The 20836-nt window shown below is 67.6% G+C and carries 12 protein-coding genes and 3 pseudogenes; 7 read left to right on the forward strand and 8 right to left on the reverse strand.

Annotated features, from left to right (window positions below; genetic code table 11):
- The first annotated feature begins 138 nt into the window (after positions 1 to 138).
- A complete protein-coding gene (locus CFP65_RS05970) occupies positions 139 to 930 on the forward strand; it encodes an IS5 family transposase (RefSeq protein WP_104820582.1) in 792 nt (263 codons plus the stop codon).
- Here the strand turns inward: CFP65_RS05970 and CFP65_RS05975 are convergent.
- Positions 887 to 1432, reverse strand: coding sequence for a hypothetical protein (locus tag CFP65_RS05975; protein ID WP_104814471.1), 546 nt, complete (start codon positions 1430 to 1432; stop codon positions 887 to 889). The genes CFP65_RS05970 and CFP65_RS05975 overlap by 44 nt on opposite strands.
- A 143-nt stretch (positions 1433 to 1575) precedes the next feature.
- Here CFP65_RS05975 and CFP65_RS05980 point away from each other — a divergent pair, with 143 nt between their 5' ends.
- Positions 1576 to 6687, forward strand: coding sequence for an ATP-binding protein (locus tag CFP65_RS05980; protein ID WP_104815091.1), 5112 nt, complete (start codon positions 1576 to 1578; stop codon positions 6685 to 6687).
- Positions 6688 to 6946: 259 nt separating this feature from the next.
- Positions 6947 to 8192 (forward strand): annotated as a pseudogene (locus tag CFP65_RS05985) (IS3 family transposase).
- Positions 8193 to 8460: 268 nt separating this feature from the next.
- Here CFP65_RS05985 and CFP65_RS05990 read toward each other — a convergent pair.
- The 7 genes and pseudogenes from CFP65_RS05990 to CFP65_RS39625 all read right to left on the reverse strand — a co-directional run bounded on the left by CFP65_RS05990 (position 8461) and on the right by CFP65_RS39625 (position 14653).
- On the reverse strand, positions 8461 to 9192 hold the full coding sequence (locus tag CFP65_RS05990; RefSeq protein WP_158702052.1) for an IS3 family transposase: 732 nt from the start codon (positions 9190 to 9192) through the stop codon (positions 8461 to 8463).
- A 103-nt stretch (positions 9193 to 9295) separates the two neighbouring features.
- Positions 9296 to 9469: a transposase gene (locus CFP65_RS42420; protein ID WP_104815093.1), complete on the reverse strand. Its 174-nt coding sequence runs from the start codon at positions 9467 to 9469 to the stop codon at positions 9296 to 9298.
- A gap of 219 nt (positions 9470 to 9688) precedes the next feature.
- Positions 9689 to 10692 (reverse strand): annotated as a pseudogene (locus CFP65_RS06000) (IS5 family transposase).
- The gene (locus tag CFP65_RS06005; protein ID WP_104815094.1) at positions 10689 to 12617 is read right to left on the reverse strand and encodes a hypothetical protein; all 1929 of its coding nucleotides are present in this window, start codon (positions 12615 to 12617) and stop codon (positions 10689 to 10691) included. Before CFP65_RS06005 ends, CFP65_RS06000 begins: the two are co-directional and overlap by 4 nt.
- Positions 12614 to 13099, reverse strand: a complete 486-nt coding sequence (locus tag CFP65_RS06010; RefSeq protein WP_104815095.1) for a hypothetical protein — start codon at positions 13097 to 13099, stop codon at positions 12614 to 12616. Before CFP65_RS06010 ends, CFP65_RS06005 begins: the two co-directional genes overlap by 4 nt.
- A gap of 34 nt (positions 13100 to 13133) precedes the next feature.
- Positions 13134 to 14312: a dsDNA nuclease domain-containing protein gene (locus CFP65_RS06015; RefSeq protein ID WP_104815096.1), complete on the reverse strand. Its 1179-nt coding sequence runs from the start codon at positions 14310 to 14312 to the stop codon at positions 13134 to 13136.
- A 35-nt stretch (positions 14313 to 14347) separates the two neighbouring features.
- Positions 14348 to 14653 carry a hypothetical protein gene (locus tag CFP65_RS39625; protein ID WP_168219558.1) on the reverse strand — a complete coding sequence of 102 codons (306 nt, stop codon included), beginning with the start codon at positions 14651 to 14653 and terminating at the stop codon, positions 14348 to 14350.
- A gap of 10 nt (positions 14654 to 14663) precedes the next feature.
- Here CFP65_RS39625 and CFP65_RS06020 point away from each other — a divergent pair.
- From CFP65_RS06020 to CFP65_RS06035, 4 genes and pseudogenes are all read left to right on the forward strand, one after another.
- Positions 14664 to 14813, forward strand: a pseudogene (locus tag CFP65_RS06020) (transposase); the annotation flags it as partial.
- A 124-nt stretch (positions 14814 to 14937) separates the two neighbouring features.
- A complete protein-coding gene (locus tag CFP65_RS06025; RefSeq protein WP_104815097.1) occupies positions 14938 to 17988 on the forward strand; it encodes a DEAD/DEAH box helicase family protein in 3051 nt (1016 codons plus the stop codon).
- Positions 17985 to 19337: a hypothetical protein gene (locus CFP65_RS06030; protein WP_104815098.1), complete on the forward strand. Its 1353-nt coding sequence runs from the start codon at positions 17985 to 17987 to the stop codon at positions 19335 to 19337. The genes CFP65_RS06025 and CFP65_RS06030 overlap by 4 nt, the downstream gene beginning before the upstream one ends.
- Complete coding sequence (locus CFP65_RS06035; protein ID WP_104815099.1) at positions 19334 to 20833, forward strand: class I SAM-dependent DNA methyltransferase; 1500 nt, start codon at positions 19334 to 19336, stop codon at positions 20831 to 20833. The genes CFP65_RS06030 and CFP65_RS06035 overlap by 4 nt, the downstream gene beginning before the upstream one ends.
- Positions 20834 to 20836: the final 3 nt, after the last annotated feature.

The raw sequence follows: 20836 nt of genomic DNA on the forward strand, positions 1-20836 counted from the left end.
CAGGAGGCCCTGTTGTCCCACTTCTACGGCATCGCGGGACCGGGGTCCACTTCGGTCACTCTCGCGTGTGACTGCCTGGCACACCGGTTCGGGAACGCCGTCGACCACGGGGTCCGTGTGCGCCGCTACCCCACCGACATGTCCGATGCGGAGTGGGCGGTGGTGCGGCCGCTGCTGCCGGTGCCGGGCTGGCTGCGCGGGCGGGGCGGGCAGCCGGAGGCGTACTGCCACCGCACGATACTGGACGCGATCCGCTACCTCGTCGACAACGGAACGAAGTGGCGGGCCATGCCGGCTGACTTCCCGCCGTGGGACCGGGTCTACGCGTTCTTCCGGCGCTGGCGTGACCACGGTCTGGTCCGGGAGTTGCACGACCGGCTCCGCCGTAAGGCCCGCGAGCAGGCCGGGCGGGACCCGGAGCCGAGCGCGGGCGTGATCGACTCCCAGTCGGTCAAGGCGGACGCCGTCGTCGGCCGTGACAGCCGCGGCTTCGACGGCGGCAAGCTGATCAATGGCCGCAAGCGGCACGCCGTGGTCGACACCCTCGGCCTGCTCCTCGCGGTGATGGTCACCGCAGCGGACATCGGCGACCGCGCCGCCGCGCAGGTTCTGCTCGCCCAGGTGGCCGCCGCACACCACCGGCTGGCGCTGGTCTGGGCCGACGGCGGCTACACGGGCAGCCTCGTCGAGTACGGCTTCACCGTCCTCGCCCTGGTCCTGGCCATCGTCAAACGCAGTGACGACATGCGCGGCTTCGTCGTGCTGCCCAAGCGGTGGATCGTGGAGCGGTTCTTCGCCCACCTGATGCGAAGCCGCCGCCTCGTGCGGGACTTCGAACGGTCCACCGGCAGCGCGGAGGCGATGGTCTACTGGTCGGCGACGATGCTCATGACCCGCCGCCTGGCCCGGCCAAGGCCATCGCGAGCGTGAACCGGCCCGGCTCCGGCTCGACCAGCCACCCGCGCGCTGTCAGCCGCTTCGCCTTCGACCGCAACGCCTCGATCTTCGCGGGCACCGGGTCCAGGCCGAAGCAGGCGGCCATCTCCTGGCAGGTCAGCGGGCCTTGACCGAGACGGCCTCGGTCCGCGAGAGCCTGCACGATGCGCTGGTAGTCCGCCGACAGTGCCGACCGGGCCAGACCCGCACGCCACATCGGCACCACCGACTTCGGCTTCGCCGCTGCCGAAGATGCAGGCAGCGCCGGCGGTTCACCGCGATCCGACGGCTTCTCGACGGCGTCCGGGCCGGCGATGTCTCCTTCGCCCGGGGACAGCACCTCGCCGACGCGTGAACGGGCGATGACCCACTCGCTCCACTCCCGCTCGGCCGCGACCAGCTCGGCCTGGATACGGTCCGCCTCCTCCCGCAGCTCATCCACACGACGGCGAGCGGTCAGCTCACGCTGTTCCAGCAGCCCCACGACCGACGGCATCCTTGACCTCCACCAGAGCGACGACACGACACGTCACCACTCCCCGAGACCACCGCCCCTATGCCTGACCAGCGGAAACACAGCTCTCAAGTCAGGAAAGACAACAGCCACTGAGTTCAGCTGATACCCCAACTCCTACCGGGATGAGCCCGTATGCGACCGGCGGTGGCGGCGTCACCTTCGAGCGCAAGGTCGCCGTCCAGTACCTCGCTCATCTACTCCTCGGGGATGGCGCGGCTGAGCTGGGCGACAGTCGGTCTGTCGTAGGTGTGGACTTCCAGAAAGCGCCGGACCACTCCGCCGACGACCTTGTTATCCACGCGGCCCGCGCTGACGAATCCGGGCCGTCCCTGGTGCTCGCTATCGCCGTACGGCGAGCGCCCGACCTCGTGCAGAGCAACGAGCTGAGCAAGAAGCTCATCTGCACGCTTGTGCAGGAGGTCGTCAACGCGCCCAACGACGGGATTGAATACCGGGCGGCTCTGGTCGTCGCAGGTCGGCAGGACCACGCGGAGCAGCTCGCGGTCCTCGCCGACGAGGCCGTCAAGCAAAGAGACGCACCCAACTTCTTCGGGCTCGTCCGTACCCCCCGGAAGTTCCCCGTCGGCGTTCGAACGCGCCTCACTCACATCGAAGAGCTCGTCAAACACGCACTGACTACGCTCAGGGCCACCGAGCCCAGCCCACAGCTCGTCGAGCAGCACACCTGGGAGCTGCTGTCGCGGCTCACTGTGCTCATGCCGCGACTCGAAACTCCAGACGACTTGGACTGGGCTCCAGTAACGAACTCCTTGATCCCTGTAGCCCGCGGCGCTGACCTCTACGGGGCTACGCGGTTGCTGGAACGGCTCATCGCCCTAGCTGACGAGTACCAGCCGAAGGCGGCCACCGTCGACCTGAGTCTTCTACGTCGCGATGCACACCAGGTCCTCGACTCGACCACGCGTCGCCATCGGCAGGGGTGGGGGGCGCTCGGCCACCTTCATGAGCGTGCGCTTGCGTCCGTGCGCGACGAGATCGCTGCCGAGGACGGCAGTCGCACGGTTCGCCTTGATCGGAGCGATACGGCAGCTCAGCTGCTCCAGCTTGTGACGCCCTCTGCGGCAGTGGTCGCCAGCGGTGAGTCCGGCGTGGGTAAGAGCGCCTTGGTCGTCCGCACTCTGGCCGCTGCCGCACAGGACGCCGACTCCGTGCAGGTGGCGTGCATCAACCTAAGGCATCTCCCCGGCACCACCGTCGAGTTGGAGGCTGTACTCGGCACCTCGCTCACTGCGCTTCTCGGCGAGCTAAGCGCCCCTCAGCGTCTGCTTGTCATCGACGGCGCGGATGCGCTCGCCGAGGGCAAGCAGGAACTCTTCCGCTACCTAATCGACGCGGCTGGTCAGGCCGACGTCAAGGTTGTCGCCATCACGGCGAACGATGCCCGGCAAGTCGTCCATGACACCATCAGTGATCGCCGCGTTGGGGAGGTCGCCGGCTTCGAGGTACCACTACTGACTGACGCCCAGGTGACCGAGGTCGCGTCAGTATTCGACGAGTTGTCGGCTCTCGCAGCGGACCTTCGGTCACGCGAGCTGTTGCGCAGACCCGTGGTGGTAGACCTGCTCGTACGAGGGGGTGTAAAGGCCACACCTCTCAGTGACGCCGACGCCATGCAACATGTGTGGTCGCGGCTGGTGCGGCGCCAGGGCTATCCCGAACGTGGCATCCCTGATGCCCGGGACATTGCGCTCCTCCGCCTGGCCGCCCTCGAACTCGGCCACGGAGACGCTCTGGAGGTCGTGGGAGCGATCGATCCCACCGCGCTCGCCGGCCTGCGCCAGGACGGCCTGCTTCGTACGGACGCGGACGACCCATTCGCCATCGGCCCGCAATTCGCACACGACGAGGTACGCCGGTACGCGATAGCCCGACTCTTCCTCTCGGCGGGCCACCCCACTACGAAATTGGTGGAAGCCGGTGTGCCGCGCTGGGCGCTCGGTGCCGCACGGCTTGCCTGCCAAGCACTACTGGCTGGCCCCGACACCCCGAAGTCCCCTCTGCGCGGCAGGTTCGCCCGCTTGCAGCAGGCATTCGATGACCTGGTCGCGGCAGGCCACGGCGACCGCTGGGGGGACGTACCCGGTGAAGCGCTCCTGACGCTCGGAGCGCCCGACCCGGTACTGCGCGAAGCGTGGCCGATGCTGCGCGCTGAACCTAGCGCTGGCCTGCGGCGACTCATTCGTCTCGTGGACCAGCGGCTGCACGATGAAGCAGGCCTGGTGCGGATCATCGCGGTCGAGCCGCTCATCGCCCTGCTACTCGACGACGAGGAGCCCTGGCGGCAAGGCAAGCACGTGCAGGACATCCTGCGGGACTGGCTCCACGCAGTCATCATCGCGGGCACACCTGCTGGTTATCCGCTGCGGGTGAGGCTGCACGACCGTCTGGTCGCCGCCTGCGCGGCAGCCGATCGCCGGCTCAGCGACGAGCAGGCAGCTACGGCTGCGGCGCAGGCGGCATTGCCGCCGGAGGAACTCGAAGCCGAGCGCCAGTTCCTAGAGAAGCAGATGCTGCGGTTCACGGGAGGCAGCCGTCGGCACACCCAGCGTAGTGCGCGCCATGAGCTTCCCCGTGAGATCACCGACGAGCTCATGGTCGAACTGCTGGCGCTGCTCGGCCCGGATCTCGGCGAGGACGGCGAAGCTGTCCTGCGTCGAGTTGCGCACGATGCGCCGGCATGGGTCGGTCCCGCTGTCGACGAGGTGCTGACTGGCCGGGCGCTCGCGATGTATCGGCGCGGTTTCCTCGCTGAGTTGAGTGTGGCCTACTACCTCAACGAGGACGAAGACGGGACAGGATTCCACCAGGATGGCATCCGACGTCATCACGCTCGCGGGCTCGGCGTGACCCCTCTTGCAGCCTGGTACCGCGGTCCGTTCATGTCGTTGTTCCAGACGGACTTCCGCAACGGCGTCTCGGTGCTGAACCGAATGCTTAACCACGCCGCACTGGCGCGTGCACGCACCCTTGCTGGTCTACAGCGTCAGTACGGCGCCCCGATCGAGGATCACGCCCTCGACGACTACCGCGAAGAGCTCGACGTCGCAGGGGTTCGCCGGACGTACGTCGGGGATGAGCATGTCTGGCTCTGGTACCGCGGGACCGGCGTCGGTCCTCATCCCTGTATGAGCGCGCTGCAAGCGCTGGAGCAGGTGTGCGACCAACTGGTCGAGGCGGACATCCCCCTGGCCACACTGGTCGCCATCTTGCTCGAGGACTGCGCGAACCTCGCGATGGTCGGCTTGGTTGTCGGCCTGCTCGTTCGCCACTTGGAGCGCGCTGACCGTCTGCTGGATCGCTATCTCACCGAGCCGGTGATCTGGCATCTGGAGTTCGGACGTGTCGTCCATGAAGCGAGCGGCTTGGGGGCATCCTCCGATGGCTTGACGGCTCCCGAGCGCCGACGCTGGTCGCTGCGGGAAACGGCCACGATGATGGTGCTCCGCGCTGACGACCAGCGCGCGGACGAGTTGCGACTTCTCGGGAGTGGGCTCATCGCAAACGCCAGGCGACTCTTCGAGGAAGAGTTCGGCGAGAGCGCTGAGAGCACGGTCCAAGAACAGCTTGCCACTGTGCGTGCCTGGGCCAGTGGCCTCGACCGCGGTACCTACCAGGCGCAGCAAGTGGAAGGGGGCCTGGAGATCCAGAGCACGCCCCCCAGTGACGTCGTTGAAGCGTTGCAGGCCAGGAACGTCGAAACGGCACGCGCTCGGGAGGCAATGCGGCTTAACGTCCGCTACTACGTCAATCCCAAAACCGGCAAGGCCGAAGCCATCGACTCGGACGAATTGGTCGCCGACCTGGCTGCGGCCCGCGAACTTCTGGAGAACCCGCCCGACCTAGGCCCCAGCAGCCAGTGGGACGCACCTGCCGCAGTGGCCGCGACGGCGCTCACAGCAAACGTCGTGGATGGCGTCGACCTGCCCGTCGATGCCCTGCGCTTCGCCGTCGACACACTCCTGCGCATCGGGGAGGACGCAACATCACCGCGTCAATTCGACTCCGAGGAAGCTTACTTCGAACAGGGGGCGGACCGCTTTGCTGCACGGACGCTACCACTGCTTCTTACACCCGCCGCTACGCCGCTCCGCGCCCAGATTGACGGCAAGGACGGCTCCACGACGTACCGTCAGGCCGCTGCCGCGGCAAGCAAGCTGGCGCGTTCCCTCCCCAACGAGGTTCGTGTGAACCTGGCTCGCGGCCTGGACCATGTCTGGCAGGCTGCCTGCACAGCCGGAAACCGCAGTTGCCACCACGAAACAGCATTCGAGCTGGCGGTCGAGACGATGCGTGACTGCACCTTCGGTGACTGGGACCCGGACAGCGGCCGGCGAAAGGTCACCGCTCTCGAAGATCCCATCGCGCACTCTCTGGCCAGAGCGGCCGCCGACTGCATCTACGAAGCCCGCCTCGATGGGGCGATCAGGGCCCTCGGCCCGGCAGCGGCAGCGTCGATCTGCGTCTCGGCCTCCGCTCGCGAACTCCTCGCCGTACTCCTCGCAACGCACCGCCGCTCGTTGCTTGCCTCCGAGGACGATATGGACAGTCGCGGCACCCACGCCCTGATCGCGGCGCGGGCACTGCTCGCTCTGGCGAGCACGGGCGAGGACGCACCCGTCTTCGAGCACATCGACGCCTACGCCGACAACCCGACGCTGCTCGGCAGCTTCCTGGGCGCGCTGTCTTCCGCTGCCGAGGAGTCCGCGGACAGGGCGGCCACCGCACGGCGGATGTGGCCGACCGTGGTCGCCCATGTGATCGCCCTGCAGGCCTCCGGACACACGCCCTTCGAAGGGCGGCACGAGTACCGCTCCTCCCTAGCGTCACTCCTGCCCAACCCTGCCGCCGAAGTCGCCTACCTCTACCGGGAAGTTCAGAGCAAGCCCATCGTCTGGTGGGAGCCACTGGCCTGGCAGGACACCGTCGCCCAGTGGTTGCCCATGGCCCGGGGCCACGCCGCATGCGTGGATCAGCTCATCGGCTTCATCAAGCCCCTGCCAGCCGAGAACCAGGTCCACGTCGGGCTTCCGTGGGTGGCGGACCTTGTCCTCGCCGACCCCAGCCGAGTAGCGAAACGTACCTATCTACTCCCGTCATGGCTGATCGAACTACGCCAAGCCGTCGCCGACGCAGGTATGACGGCCGACTGGCAGCGCGTTGTCGATGCGCTCGTAGTTGCTGGGGTCTCCCGGCTCGCGCCGTACTCCGAGTAACCCTGCGGGATTCAACCAAAGTAGGCCTTCACTCGTCTGATACAGCTGTGCTCTGCGGGCATTGTCGCGCCCAAACCCGGACTGCGGGCATCTGGTCGCCCGCAGTGGAGCGAGCGGGCAGCCTCGGGGTGTCGCGCGTCAGACTTTGTGGCAGGGCTCGTTTCTTGCGGGTCCTGCTGCTTGAAGGAGTCTGATCGATCATGATGAGTGAACCGTTCCGGGTTCGGTAGAGGCTCGATTTCGTGTAAGGATTCGAGTCATGGCACGTCCCTCGTCCTACCCGCCTGAGCTGCGCCGTCGTGCGGTGCGCATGGTCGCCGAGGTCCTTGGCGACTACCCGAACGAGTCGGCCGCACTGCGGGCCGTCGCGGAGAAACTCGGCATCGGCTCCGCCGAGACGTTGCGCAACTGGGTTCGGCGCGACCAGGTCGACTCCGGGCAGCGCCCCGGCACGACCACGGAGGAGTCCGCGCAGATCAAGGCGATGAAGAAGGAGATCGCCGAACTCAAGCGCGCCAACGACATCCTGAAGGCCGCGGCGAGTTTCTTCGCGGCCGAGCTCGACCGGCCACATCTTCGCTCGTAGCGTTCGTCGACGAGCACCGGAACCGCTTCGGCGGCGTCGAGCCGATCTGCCGAGTGCTCACCGAGCACGGCTGCAGCATCGCCCCCTCCACCTACTACGCCTTCAACAACCGCACCCCTCGGCCCGTTCGGTCCGAGACACGGCCCTGAAGGAGCTGATCAAGGAAGTCCACGACACCAACTACCGCGTCTACGGCGCCCGGAAGATCTGGCGGGAACTCGGCCGCCAGGGCCACCAAGTCGCCCATTGCACCATCGAGCGCCTGATACGCGAACTCGGCATCACCGGCGCCGTGCGCGGAAGGAAGGTCGTCACCACCATCCCCGACCCCACCGCCGAACGCGCCCCGGACCTGGTGGACCGTCAGTTCGTCGCCGACGCGCCGAACCGCTGCTGGGTCGCCGACTTCACCCACGTGAAGACCTGGTCCGGCGTCGTCTACATCGCCTTCGTCGTGGACACCTTCTCCCGGCGCATCGTCGGCTGGTCCGCCGCGACGACGAAGGAGACCCGGCTCGTCCTGGACGCTCTGGACATGGCCCTTTGGCAACGCGACCGCGACGGATTCCCCCACCGGAAAGGCGAGTTGATACATCACTCGGACGCCGGATCGCAGTACACGAGCTTCCGGCTCGCCGAGCACCTGGACACCGCCGGCATCGCGGCCTCGATCGGATCCGTCGGCGACGCCTACGACAACGCCCTGATGGAATCCACCATCGGCCTCTACAAAACGGAACTGATCAAACCCGGCCCACCCTGGAAGACCCTCGCCCAGGTCGAGCTCGCCACCGCCGAGTGGACCGACTGGTACTGCCACCGCAGACTCCACGGTGAGATAGGCCACGTCCCGCCCACCGAATACGAGACCACCTACTACCACACAACCACAAAACCCCAGCTCACAACCACAACCTGAGCCCTCTACCGAACCCGGAACGGTTCAGTATGCCGTGAAACGGGACTGCAGACGAGCAAGGGCACACTCCGCTGAAGTTCCCCCGTGATCCTGGAAACTCGTTCTCATGCTGCGAGGGTGTGTCGTTGTCGGGTCTCGTGTGGGGTGAGGTAGCTCCAGATGGGGTGTTTGCGTAGTCGTCGGCGGTTGTAGAAGGTCTCGACGAAGGCGAAGACGTCGGCGCGTGCGGTGGCCCTGTCGGGCCAAGTTCGGGTGCCGATCTCGGCTTTCAGTACTGCCCAGAAGCTCTCGGCCGCGGCGTTGTCCTAGCACGAGCCGGTGCGTCCGGTGCTCGCTCTGTCCCCAACTCTGATGCTGTGGTGCGGAATTGGGTGGAGGTATACTCGCTGCCGCGGTCGCTGTGCGCGATGCAGCCCGCCTCCAGGCGGCCTCGCGCGTGGGCCATGCGCAGGGCGTCGACGACCAGGTCGGTGCACTGGTGGCCGGCCATCGCGTAGCCGACTACCTCGCGGGAGGCGAGATCCAGCCAGCAGGCAAGGTAGAGCCGGCCCTCACCGGTGGGCAGGTAGGTGATGTCGCCGACCAGGCGGGTTCCTGGTCGGGTGGCGGTGAAGTCACGGCCGATCAGGTCCGGTGCGGGGCAGGCCTGTTTGTCCGGGCGGGTCAGCGAGCGGCGCCGGCGGCGGATGATTCCCGCGATGCCGCGTTCGCGCATCAGCCGCTCGATCCGCTTGTGGTTCACCACGTGTCCCTGGCGCCGGAGTTCGGCGTGCACGCGCGGCACGCCGTAGGCGCCCTTGGAAGCGAGGTGGACCGCGGTGATCTCGTCGACGAGAGCGTCGTCGGCCCGCACGCGGGCCCGCCGTGCTTCCTGGCCGCCGGCCCAGGCGTAGTACGAGGAGCGGGGGACGCCCAGGACGCGGCAGAGCAGGGTGACCGGGTAGGTGGCCTTCTCCGCCGCGATGAACCGGTAGGCCTCGCTCGCCGGTCGCTCTCTCACGCGAAGAAGGCCGTGGCGCACTCAACCCGTCAGCGCGACAGAGGCTCCAGCCTATCGGCCGGCGTGTCGAAGTCGAGGGTCTTTCGGGGCCGTGTGTTCAACTTCAAGGCGATCTCGTCGAGGTCGACCTGGTCTCGCTTGACCCAGCTCCGCAGGCCCTCGGGGCTGCCCCCAAGTCCCTGGCCACCTCCGTGACCGTCTTACTGGACGAGCGGGCCAGCCTCACGGCGTCCCGCTTGAACTCCTCCGAATACCGCTTGCCCTGTTTGTTGCTCACCTGGCTCTACTTCCTCTGGAACCTCACGTCCCAGTCTCCAGGTATCCAGGTCCACGGGGTAGCTTCAGAGCACCGGTTTCTCCCACGACCCATACAGTCGGCCGCAGGACTGGGGCTCTGAAGGCTTCTTGACATGCAGTCGGTGGGCGCCTCGTACGCCATGCAACTTGCTACGCCTTCGGTCCAGCCTCAGGGACTAGGGCACGTATTCGGTTGTGATCACGGGGCGGTTTTGGTGAGGTCTTTGATCCAGATCATCGCGCCGCGGAGGTGGAGGCCGGCGAGGTAGCTGCCGGGGGTCTTGTCGTATCGCGTGGCGATGCCTCGCCAGGCCTTCAGCTTGTTGATCAGGCGCTCGACGGTGTTCCGCTCCCTGTAGAGGTCGGTGTCGTGGCTGACGGGCCGGCCGCCCTTGCTGCCTTTCTTCTTCCGGTTGGCGGCCTGGTCCTTCTTCTCGGGGATGACCGCCTTGATACGGCGACCGCGCAGGTGGGCGCGGTTGGCGCGGGAGGAGTAGGCCTTGTCCCCGGCGACCGCGTCGGGCCGGGTGCGGGGGCGGCCGACGGGCCCGCGGACCCGCACCTTCTCCAGGACGGGGATGAACTGCGGGCTGTCGGCGGCCTGCCCCTCGGTCAGAATGAACGCCAGCGGGCGGCACCTGCGCTCGCCGGCGACGTGGACCTTGCTGGTCTGTCCGCCTCTGGAGCGTCCGAGCAGGGCGGCCTTCAGGCGGAGCCTTCGCCTGCGTCGGACGCGTCGGAGCTCGTCCCGTTCCGGGTCGTGTGCGGTGTCCTGTCCGTCTTGTCCCTGCGGGCCGCCCCTTTTTGCCGGGCCTTCTCCGCCTCCTCGGCGGCCTTCTCCAGGTCGGCGAGCGTGTCGGGGTCAAGGTGCATCCCGGCGGCGTCGTGGTGGGCCCGGATGGTGGTGGAATCCACGCTGACCAGCGAGAGGTCCACCTCGCCCCGTCTGGCGGCTTCCGTGATCGCGCCCTCCAGCAGGGCCTCGAACACCCTGGCGTCCCTCCACTGCCGGAAGCGGTTGTGGACGGTCGACCAGGCGCCGAACTCGCTCGGCATCTCCCGCCACTGGCCGCCCGTCCGAAACCGCCAGATCACGCCCTCGAACTGGCGGCGCAGCCGCTCGGGGTACGGGCCGTACTCGCCGATCGGCAGGTACGGCTCGATGAACTCCCACTCGGCATCGGTCAGTTGCACACGCGTCACACAACACGATCTACCGGATCAGGCACGAGCGCGAGGGCGAAACCCACAAAGTGATCACAACCCGATACGTGCCCTAGTCGGTCGGTGTCCGACAGGGTGAGTGCGACGTGCACTCCAGGGATGGGTGGCGGGTCGTTGTCGACGACGACGATCTGCAGGTCTTCCCCGCTCTGCTGAGCAGCGGCCAGCAGGGTGGCGTACATCTTCTTCAGCCTTGTGAGATCGATGCCTTCATGGCCGACGTTGCTGCTCACGCCGTCGATGATCAGTAGGTTGGGCAGGATGCTCTCGGGGTGTGCCAGCGCGACGAGTTGGTGTGCCAGGGCATGGGCAACGTTGACCATCACCTCGACGCCTTGTGAGCTGAGTTCGGAGAAGGAGCGTCCGTCGACGATGGGCAGGTAGTTCTTGCGGCTGATGTAGGAGCCGGGGCGGGGCTCGACGCGCGGGGCGTCGAAGGACAGCAATGTGTTCTCGAAGGCGCGGTCAAGGTCGGCCATGCGCCCTTCCGCCACTGGGTTGCGGTGGCGGGCGGCGTCCAGACGGCCGATCAGGTCTTCGCGCTCCCGCTCGAGTTCGGCGACCCGGCTGCCCTGGTTCTGCAGGCGCTGATGAAGCGCGAGGGCTTCCCCGATGCGCAGGAGCTGCTCTTCGAGCCGGGCCTGGTCGGCGCCGAACCGGCGGATGCGATCGACCTGATCGGTCAGGAATCCCTGCGTCAGGCGGTCCAGTTGAGCACCGAGCTCGGCCCGCAGGGCGGCCTTCGCCTCGCGGGTCTGCTGAAGCAGTAGGAGGCGTTCCCGACTGCGGGCGATCAGCTGGTCTGTCTCGGCGACCTGTTCGATCACCCGGTCCTGCTCGGAGACCAGCGCAGTGGTGGGGATCACTGCCGGAGGGTTTTGCAGGCAGAGTCGGCAGGTGTCCTCTCCTCCGCGCTCCGGCACGTCGGATCCGCACCGAGGGCAGGTGTGGAACTCGAAGTCGCTTAGCAGGCGTTCGGCGACGAGCGCCCGGGTGATCCTCCGGCTCTGCGCGACCAGTTGGTCTCGCAGGCCGACGAGACGGGCAACCGTCGCCGTCTCGGAATGCAGAGCGGTGTCGGCCTCCTGAAGGTCAACCTCGGATGCCGCGATCTGAGCGCGCAGGCTGACGGTGGCCGGCTCGTCGAGGGTCCGGTTCAGAGTCTGCTCCGCCTCCCGGGAGCGGGCGAGCTGCTCGATCGCCTGGGACTGCTGCACCTGGAGCTGCGCGGAGGAGGAGAAGGAGCTGGCCTCCAGCACTCTCTCCAGCATCTTCGCGTCAGCGGTCAGTGTTTTCAGCTCGACGGACACCTTCCTCAAGTGCTCGCGCAGTTCGATCGCCTTGGGACTGAAGATGCCGTAGTAGATCTCGAAGACGAACTTCCGCTTGATGTCCTTGTGGTAGTTGTCCGGGGTCCCGAAGACCGACGAGTCGATCTGGTCCTGGCGCAGAACGCAGTACATCAGGTAGTCGTTGATGGTCACAGGGACCAGGGGGCTGGTCTCGTCGGTCGGGGCGCGCGGCACGAGGACCTTGGGCAGCCCGAGCATCTGCAAGTACCAGTCACGGAAGGTCAGGTTGTAGCCGGGTTCCAGGCGTGCGGCCGGCAGACGCCAGGCCTGCTCCGCGCCACCGATCTCAGCGACATCGATCTTCGCGGTGTCGGTGGTGACCAGCGGGCGCACGATGCGAAACCGGCGATTGCCGATCAGCACGGTGCCGGCGGTGGTCCTGCCTTTGAGTTCGGGGACCACGTTCACGTCGCCACCGAGCAGGGCCCGGAGGCAGCTGATGGTCGCGGTCTTGCCTCCGCTCATGGCACCTGTGATGGCATTGAGGCCGGGCGTGAAGTGCACGGTGCGGGTCGTGCCGCTGATCGTCAGCTCTTCGATACGCAGTCTCACAGGTGGGCTCCCCAGCTCGTGTTGACGATGTCGGGGAATGTCTCGTAGATCAGGTCTTTCAAGGATGTTCCCGTGAGGTTGAAGTAACGTCGCAGCAAACGTGCCCGCTCTCGTACGGCTTCCCAGCTGTCGGTTGCCGCCAGTGCGGCGGCGAGCTGGTGTCCGTCGGGGGTCACGGCGTAGGCGGCTACGCTTCCCTGTTGCTGTGTCGTGATAAGCCCCTTGCCGATCAGCGCTCCCAAGAGGCCGTAGTAGGCGGGGTCCCACGGGCCGTAGCGGTAGCGAATCATTCCCTGCTCGATGGCCCCGGTCAGCCAGGGGTTCTCACCCGCGGCGATGCCAGGTGCACGCAGTTCCATCAGCGTGGTGAAGCGGTCGGGGTACCGCAGCAGGAAATCCAACTTGGCCAGCTTCATCCGACCCTCGACCCCAGCCTTGCCAAAAGCATCGATCAAGATCAGCAGGCGGGCCTGCGCGTCCACCGAAGGTGCGCTGCCAGCCGTCGTTGACAGAGTGTCAGCCGTCACTGGTCGCCACCCCCCAGCCGAAGTGGCACTCGTCCGACACCGAGCAGGCCCGGCCCATGAGGAGCAACGGGTCCTTGGCGTAGAGCGGCCGGCGGTCGAGCTCGCTGGCGGTCGAGTTGATCTCCTGCATCAGGTCGTCCCAGATGTGGTCCGCGGGCCGGTGGCCCCGGTCTTGGTGTCGGCGGGCGATACGGGTGGCAGTGATCAACAAGCGGGTGTCCAGATCCTGCTCGACGCGGGGATCCTCCGGCCAAGCGCCAAGGGCCAAGTCGCTCAACCGCCGCCCGTCCGCCTCGGAACGCAGGAACTGCGCCTCGTGGATCATCTCCTCCGAGGCACCGCCACGACGCAATTTCCGGACAAGGTTGGTCTCGACCGCGTCGATACGCTCCGAGTAGGCAGCCAGCAGCACGTGATCCGGGCGCCGCAGGCGCTGTCCAAGGTCGTACACCGAGCTGGGTGCCAGCCGCTTGCGCAGCAGAGCCTCGCTCGGGGGTTCGACTCCCAGCTTCTCCTTCCAGCTGGCGCCAGCCTGTCCCTGCATGGCCTCATGGACCCGATTCAAGACCTCCAGGTATACGGCCCGCTGCTCGCCGACACTCACGGCAGGTGCCAGCTCGGTCAGACTCGCCAGGCTCTGATCGTCGATGTGCTCACGGCGTGGCATCGTTCGCACTCTGACGAACGATAGACATGCGGAAACATCCGCTTCTTGCGCTTTGAGGTGCTTCGAGACGCGAGCCAGGCACTTCGGGTGGTCCGCGCCAGCTCCTCGTGCAAGGGCCGTGAGCGCATCGTCCGCTGGGTCGAGAAACCCCTCGACGGCCACGGTCAGCAGGTACTCAAGCCCACGGGCACGGACTGCCAAGTAGGTCCGCCACAGGCTCTTCAGGGCACCCTTGGCGATGATGTCAGACAGGCCCCAGGGAGTTGGATCGTCCTTCGTCTTCACCTGGAGGAAGTCCCACAGCACATCAGAGCGATTCGCGGGGTGGTCAGTTGCGATGACGACGTCCTCGATGTGCTCGCACGTGACGTGGTGAATGCTGCCCCCGTCGCCCAGCATGGCGATCACGTACCTTGCGGCCACCTTCTCCTGGTAGGTGAACCGGCGCAGGGTGACGGTGCCGGTGTTGTCGGGCGCCGGGATGTCGAGCGGGTCCGTCACGCGCCCCCAATGGGTCTGAAATCAGGAACCTCAGGCTAGAACCGGAGGGGAGGGCCGTCGATGCTTGTGATGAAACCGTAAACGATCAGCGGCACCCAGTCGCCGCCCGAGCCCCGATCGCCGTCACTGTCGGCTCCATCTGGGACAGTCTGCAGCAAGCCTGTGACCGCGACGAAGGCCAGACTGGCTTCAGGTAGCGGCAGCTGGGTTCCGTCCTCTTTGACCGCGATGAGGATCGTCTCCGGACCGTGGGCCGTCGACCAGCTGCACGATCGCCTCTGGGCAGGAGTGGCACTGCCCTGCCCGACATGCTCCTGCACCCCACCCCAGACGAAGGACACGAACCGCACCCGGCCGCAGGGTGGCGGCCGTCGGCGTCACGGGGACCGGGAAGTGCTGGCCGCGATCGTGTTCGTGGCCACCTCGGGGTGCACGTGGGCCCAACTGCCGCCCTGCTGCGGGCCGTCCGGTCCGACCGCGCACCGCCGTTTCACTGAGTGGTTGCGACCGCCGAACGTGCTACAGCGGGATGAAACCCCAGACTCCCGCACAGATGCCTGACGGTAGAGTGAGATCCATTCTGTAGTGGATTCAGCGGCATCGCAGTACAGGTAGGGAGGCTGGCGTGGCTCAGGAGTCGAGCGAGCTCGAAAGCCGGTTCCCGGACCTGGCTCTCGCGTCAGCCAATTTCGGATTCCTGCTTCCCTATGAGCCGCTACTTGTTCTCCACGGTGCTGCATGTGAGGCGCGTGCATCGGCTGCCCCCGCCGACTCAGTGGCGGCGGCACGTCAGTTCGGAGAGGTTCTCGCCGTCAAGCTCGGCCAGTTGACCGGGGTGCGGCTGCCCGTGGGCGACCAGTCGGCCCGCCTGCAGACCCTAGCCCGCGCCGGGGTGCTCACCGCGCAGGTTCTGGCCGCGTTTAAGGATCTTCACGGCTTCGACGGCGGCGAACTCGACGAGGAAGAGACAGCGGCGCACCTACTCGACTGCTGCTTTACGCTGGCCGTCTGGTTCTTCCGTGCCCTGACAGGCGACGCGGAGCCGATGGCCTTCGTCCATACCGAAGCGTCCGATCTGCGCGTTCTGGCGCAGCAGGTCGCAGTGCTGGAAGCGGCCCTGCCCCGTTTGCGCCGCGAGTTCGACCGCGTCGCGCCGGCGTCCCTGTCCGCCGCCGAGCGTGAGCAACTGATCGTCAGCGCGCGCGATGCCTCCTACGAGCCGCTGCGGGAAGCCGACATTGCCTCGGGAGTGCAGCGCAGGCTCGCCAAGGCGGGATGGGACGTCCTGGGCGCAGGTGCGGAAGATGAACTCAACCGCTCCCTCGGCTGCGTCCTGGTAGGACCCCGCCTGGCCGGAGGACACCGCGCCGACATGCTGCTGACGGTCGGCGGCCAGGTGGTCGGGATCATCGAGTGCAAAAGGGACGGCACCGATCTCACCGACGCCATGGAGCAGGCGGGCGCACTGGCCGAGGCCGCCACCGGCTCCTCGCCGTGGCCTGTCTGGCGCTCGCCGCTGCCGTACCGGTATGTGAGCGATGGCCGACGCCTGCTGTTCTGCGACGCCAATGAACCCGAACCCCACCCTCGCCTCGTCAGCGGCTTCCACCAGCCCCGCACGCTGGCCCGCTGGCAGCGCGAAGCGGAGGCGGACGGTGCGGCGCCGACCTACCGGGCCCGCCAGGCCGCCTACCTGCAGCGGCAGGACGAGGGGTTCGACCAACTGCGCATTGCCCAGCGCCGGGCGGTGCGGGCCATCGAGCAGGCCCTCGCGGCCGGTCAGCGGCGCGCACTGGTGCAGATGGCCACCGGCTCCGGGGCGAGCTTCACCGGGGTATTCACCGCCTACCGGCAGCTCCACTACGCGCGCGCGGGCCGGATCCTGTTCGTGACCGACCGCAAGCTCGCCGTGCACCAACTGATCGCTCAGCTAAGCCAGTTCAGCATGCCGGACGGAGGGCGCCCTCTCGATGACGTGTACCACGTCCAGGAACTGACCGCGCACGGCCTGGCCCCGTCGGCTTCGGTGGCCGTGGCCACGGTGCAGCGTCTGTCGGCCATGCTCGCCGACACGCCAGCACCCGAGGACGGATCCGAGAGCGTGGCGGCGTACGAGACCGCCGAACGGCAGGCGCATTCCGATGCCACGCCCCTGGAAGTGTCCTACTGCGAGGCGCTGCCGCCCGACGCGTTCGATCTCATCATCGTCGACGACTGCCACCGCGCGCTGTACGGACAGCGGCGCGCCCTTCTTGAATACTTCGACGCTCCCGTCGTCGGATTCAGCGCGACGCCGACCGCTACCGTGCTGGGATTCTTCAAGGGCAACCTGGTCGAGTCCTACAGCTACGAACAGGCCGTCGCCGACGGCGTCGCCGTGGACTACTCCCTCTACCAGATCCAGGTCGATGGCGACCGGCAGCCGGCGTTTGCCACCCCCGTCGACGCGGTCGGTGTGCAAGCCCGCAGCTCGCGCCGCGCCCGCTACGAGGACCTGGACGACGAGCTGGCCTTCACCGCGGGGCAGGGCCCGGCAAGGGCTGTCCCCTCTGAGCGCCTGGCCAAGGTGGTGACGGCTTTCCGTAACGCGCTGCCGACCCTGTTCCCCGACCGAATGCAGCACGGCAGCGGGCTCCTCGCGGTCCCCAAGACCATGGTGCTGGCGCAGGACGGACTCCATGCGGACGAGGTCGTGGAGCGCGTCCGCGACGTATTCGGCGCCGGGGACGTCTTCTGCCAGCGGATCACGCCGCGCGACGCTTATGCGGCGGAGCTGCTGCGGGAGTTCCGCACGACACCGCAGTTCCGGATCGCGGTCGTGACGGATCTGATCTCTGGGAACAGTGACATGCGGGTGATGGAGTGCCTGCTGATCCTGCGCGAGGTGCGCTCCGCCGCCTACTACGAGCAGCTACTGGCCATGGGAACGCAGACCATCTCGTCCGCGGAGTTGCGCGCCGTCACCCCGGGAGCGGATGCCAAGGCGCAGCTCGTTGTCGTCGACGCGGCGGGCGCTTCGCGTCACCTCCAGCCGCTGGTCAACGTGACGGATGCATCCGGGCAGAGGGGACGGGACGCCTTGGAGCGCCTGCTGCACCGAGCCACTGATGGCCGGGCAACGCCACAGGAGACAGCCGAACTCGCCGTCCGGCTCGCCCGGCTCATCCCCGCGCTCAGTGACGCCGACGGCGCCGAGATCCGCAAGCTGGCGGGCCGGCCTCTGCAGGAGCTGGTGACCCGTCTCCTCGACTCGGTCAACTCGGATCACCTGGCATCGCTGCGCCGGGCGGGAGGCAAGAGAGCCGTCGAGGATGAGCGGCGCGAGGCCCTCAACCCGCTCACCGAGGACCTCCAACTCCAAGAGGTGCTGCTCGACCTGTACGACCGGCCGACCCCTGCTCCGGGAACGACATCCGGCAGCCGGGGTCGCCGTCAAGACACGACGGTGGGCCGGCGCCTGGACGAGTTCGTCGAGCGGTCCGGACCCTTTAACTCCGCCCAGCTGTGGTGGATCGAGAAGATCGCGGATGTGGTGGCCACCGAGACGCGCTTCGACCCGGCGTATCTCGACAGCGTCCCCTTCTCGGCGCGCGGCGGCACGGACGGCTTCCTTGACGCCTTCGGGCCCGACGCCGCTATCTGCCTCCTGGACGAACTGCGCAGGGCCCTGGCGTGATGAATGAGGTGCCTGTCGGCTGGAGGATCGTCCGGCTGGCCGATGTGCTGAGTGAACCGCTGGTCAACGGCCGGTCCCCGCGCCCCGGCGAGGGCGGATTGCCCGTACTGCGTATGCCGGCGCTGCGGGCAGTCACCGTGGACTTCACCCAGTCCAAGAGCAGCGACCGCGTTGACAACGGCCACGCGATACTGCTGGCCGAACACGGGGATGTGCTGGTCGGCCGGGTCAACGGCTCACACTCCCTGGTCGGCGAGGGCGCGCTGGTCGACGGCCCCCCGGCCCCGACGGCCATCCCTGACACCATGATCCGAGTACGGGTACGCCCCGATGTCCTCGATCCGCGCTACCTCGCAAACCTGTGGAAGTCGCCCGTCATGCGGCGCCAGATCGAGGCACGCGCCCGCCAGGGCGCCGCAGCGATCTGGCGGATCAACCAGCGTGATCTGGCCGATGTCCTGCTGCCGCTGCCCCCTGTGGGGGAACAGCGCCGGATTGTCGGCCTGTTGCGGGACCAACTCACCCGCATCGACGCCACCACGATCCGCACCCACAGCGCCCTCGACCAGGCCGACGTCCTTAGCCGCACCCTGACCGCGCGGGCAGTGCGTGGCGGTCTCACCGATACCGCTCGGGTCCCCGCGGACCTGCCCCGGGTTGCCGGTGCAGGGGACGGGGCACTGCCCGACCTGCCTGAACGCTGGCGGTGGACCCGCCTGCACGATGTCGCCGAGGTCACCCGCGGTATCACCCCACCCGGCACGCAGGAGTGGAATCCCGCCGATACGGACGTCTCCTCCCTGCGGGTCGCCAACGTGCAGCGCGGCCACCTCGTCCTAGACGACGTCCGCACGATCCGGCTGCCCCCATCACGGGCCGAGGCAGCCCGACTGCGGGCGGGTGATGTGCTGCTGACCGGCGGCGGATCGATCGACAGCCTGGGCCGCGGCTGGATCTGGGAGGACCAGCTGCCCCACTGCGTCCCCCACAGCCACGTGTTCCGTGCCCGGATCACCACCCATCAGCTCCACCCCGTCCTGCTGGCCTGGCACGCCAACGGCCTCGGCCGCGAGTGGTGCCACCGCAACGCCACCCAGAGCGCGGGGCCAGCATCCATAAGCCTGGCCAGGATCCGGCTCATGCCGGTGCCGGTTGCTCCCGTAGACGAGCAGCACCATCTGGTCGCGGTGGTCCAGGCACACACCGCGGCCCTGAACGCGGCTTGCGCTGCAGCCGAACGCGCTCTCGAGGTGGCCGGACGGCTACGGCGTAACCTCCTGGAACGCGCTTTCACTGGTCATCTGTCCCCTCCGCTCTCCCCGTCCGGGCAACAGGAGTTTGTGCTGTGAACCCCACCGTCTCCTCCCGCCCCGGACACGACCAGGCCCTGGTGGACCGGCTGTGGAACTACGCCAACGTGCTGCGCGACAACGGCACCTCGGGCCTAGAGCTCATCGAGCAGCTCTCCAGCCTGATCGTCCTCAAGCGCGCCAATGAGCAACGCCAACGCCCCCTCAACGGGCGCGACATCCTCGGCTTCGACGCATGGGAGCAGCTCACCTCGACCGAGCGCGACTACCTCATCCCTGCGTACGAGCAGATCCTGAAGCAGCTCGCCGCCCGGCCCGGAACGCTCGGGCTGCTCTTTCGGCGGGCACAAAACCGCATCCCGGACCCTGCCCTCCTACACCGCTTGATCGTCGACGTGGTGGACCGCTACCAGTGGTCCTCAGCCGACATCGGCGCTGTCTTCGAGGCGCTGCTGGCCCGCATGAGCACGGACACGAAGACCGGCGCCGGTCAGTACTTCACACCCCGGCCGCTGATCGAGGCGATCGTGCAGTGCGTGCAACCCGGCATCGACGACACGGTCTCCGACCCGGCCTGCGGCACCGGTGGCTTCCTGATCAAAGCCTTCGACTACCTGGTCGACCACTTTCCTTCAGGTGTCACCGCGGCTCAGCGTAAGCGGCTCGACCAAGGGGCCTTCTTCGGCACCGAACTCGTCGATGCCACCGCGCGGCTGGCCACGACGAACCTCATCCTGCACGGCGTCACCCGGGCCGACGAGATCCACCCGTGCATCACCGTCGGGGACGCGCTGGTCCGCCCACCGGTGCGGCGGGCGACGCTGGTGCTCACCAACCCTCCGTTCGGGCGCCGCTCCACCAGCGAGGAGCCCTACCGGGAGGACTTCTGGACCCTCACCACCAGCCGGCAGCTCAACTTCCTCCAGCACATCCACAGCCTGCTGGAGACCGACGGCCGCGCTGCTGCCGTGGTGCCCGACAGTGTGCTGTTCGAAGGCGGGCCGGGTGAGCTGATCCGGCAGCGCCTGCTGTCCGCGTGCGACGTCCACACCCTGCTGCGGCTTCCCACGGGCGTCTTCTACGCCGGCGGTCTCAAGGCCAGCGTCCTGTTCTTCGACAAGCCCGAACCGCGCCCCGACGGCAGCCCGTCCACGACACGGTTGTGGGTGTACGACCTGCGCTCCCCGCACACGTCGACGGCCAAGTCCATGACACCAGCCGGTCCCGACTACAGCGACTTCGTGTCCGCCTACCGGCCCGGCCGACCCCGCAGCGAACGAGTCGAGACCCCCCTTTTCCGATCCTTCGCCGTCCAGGACCTGCTCGCCCGGCACGGCGTCAACCTGGACCTTCAGGTTGCTGAACCCCCGCCCGGGCCCTTCGCACTGGAAGAGCCCGAGGCCGACCTGCACCGCATGGCCCAGGAGATCACCGCTGCACTGGGCACCGCCCTAGCCGAATTCGCCTCCCTGACTGAAGCACTGCGCCCCTATGGTGTGCACGCGGACGGCCCGGATCGTGAGGCGGAGCGGTGACGG

Source organism: Kitasatospora sp. MMS16-BH015, assembly GCF_002943525.1.
GTDB lineage: Bacteria > Actinomycetota > Actinomycetes > Streptomycetales > Streptomycetaceae > Kitasatospora.